The organism is Streptomyces sp. T39 (assembly GCF_008042045.1).
Classification (GTDB): domain Bacteria; phylum Actinomycetota; class Actinomycetes; order Streptomycetales; family Streptomycetaceae; genus Streptomyces.
Genome location: NZ_RDBP01000274.1, coordinates 1 through 1,508 on the forward strand (window position 1 = coordinate 1; position 1,508 = coordinate 1,508).

Below are 1,508 nucleotides of genomic sequence, written 5' to 3' on the forward strand. Positions count from 1 at the left end.
GGCTACCGTGCGGACCGGGTGATCGTCGTCAAGCCCGCCACCCAGGTCGTCAACAACCTCCTGATCGTCAACCTGGCCGACGGCAGCTGGATCGAGCGGCTCGGGCTCGGCGGGCGCAGCGGAGGGGCTCGGGGTGCCGGCGCCGGTGCCCGCGGAGCCGGTGCGCGAGAGGTCGGAGAAGACCTCGGCGGCGTCCACCGGCGGCAGCACCTCGGGGCGGGCGTCCTCCTCGCCGCCGGTGCCCGTGGGCCGCTCGATCCAGCTGCCGTCGGCCAGGTTGACGATCAGGAGGTTGTTGACGACCTGGGTGGCGGGCTTGACGACGATCACCCGGTCCGCACGGTAGCCGGACCACGGCCTGCCCTTGGGGACGACGGCGGACGTGACGGCGATCGGCTGCCGCAGCGGGCTGCCGGCGGCGCAGCGCACGCGGGGCGATCCGTACTGGTCCACGAGCACGGCCGTACCGGCCTGGAGGACCCCCTGGTGGGCGGCGGCGCGGCCGTCGCTGTAGCCGTGGCCGGTGACCCGGGTGTCGGCGCGCAGCTGCACGGGGGTCAGTCCGCGCAGGAAGGAGGCGATGTCGCCCTCCTCGACGCCGGCCCCGTCGGCGAAGGCACGGGCGCGGGCCTTGTCCTTCGCCAGCAGGCGGACCTGCGCCTCGACGTCGCAGCCGGGGGTCTCCTGGGCCCCCGCGTAGAGGCCGGGGGTGGAGCCCGAGATCGTCCGCAGGGTGGTGCCGTTGCCGGAGGGGCTCTTGGGCGCCGGGGTCACGGGCGGGGGCGTGAAGGCGGTGGAGGAACGGGCGGTCGATGCGGTGAAGGGGTCGGGGCCGGGTGCGGCGAGCGCCTGGAGGAGCAGTTCCCCCGTCGCCGCCTCCCGGTCCCCGCCGCCGCATCCGGTGGCCAGCAGGCCCACGCACACCGCGGCGGCCGCCGCGTACAGACGATGCATCGGTGAACGCACCACGTCTCCCACTCCGTTGTCCCGCGCCGCACGCCCTGAGGGTGTCTTCGTGTTCTGTGTTCCTCCATTTCTGACGGATCGACAGAGGCGCCGCGACTTGAACACGGACGGCCCAGAGGTCCGGGGCGTCCGGCCGCTGCCCGGCGGTCCCGGGTCCGCACTGGTCAGCCGAGTGCGGACGCGCCGCAGCGGYGCGTGCCCGCCGGACGGCGCCGGGTGCGGGCCCGCCGCCATTCGGCGGGCACGCGCCGCCGTGCCGCGGCGGGCCGCGATACTGGGAGGGATGGAGTGGTTCGGCGACAACGCCTACTGGCTGAGCCGGCTGGTGTTCCAGCGGGCTCTCGCCGTCGTGTACGTGATCGCGTTCGTGTCGGCCGCGCTCCAGTTCCGGGCGCTCATCGGCGCCCGGGGCATGCTCCCGGTGCCGGACCATCTGCGCCGGGTGCCGGCCCGGACGGCGCCGACGCTGTTCCGGCTCCACTACTCGGACCGTTTCTTCGCCTCCGTCGCCTGGACCGGCGCGCTGCTGTCGGCCGCCCTGG

1 protein-coding gene and 1 pseudogene are annotated in these 1,508 nt (G+C 75.0%); one reads left to right on the plus strand and one right to left on the minus strand.

Translation table 11 applies throughout. The features are described from left to right. On the minus strand, window positions 1-954 hold a 954-nt coding region (locus EAO77_RS38220; protein ID WP_147992852.1), incomplete at its 3' end, for a DUF6777 domain-containing protein. 295 nt (window positions 955-1,249) lie between these two features. Here EAO77_RS38220 and EAO77_RS38225 point away from each other — a divergent pair. After that, window positions 1,250-1,508: pseudogene (locus EAO77_RS38225) on the plus strand (lipase maturation factor family protein); the annotation flags it as partial.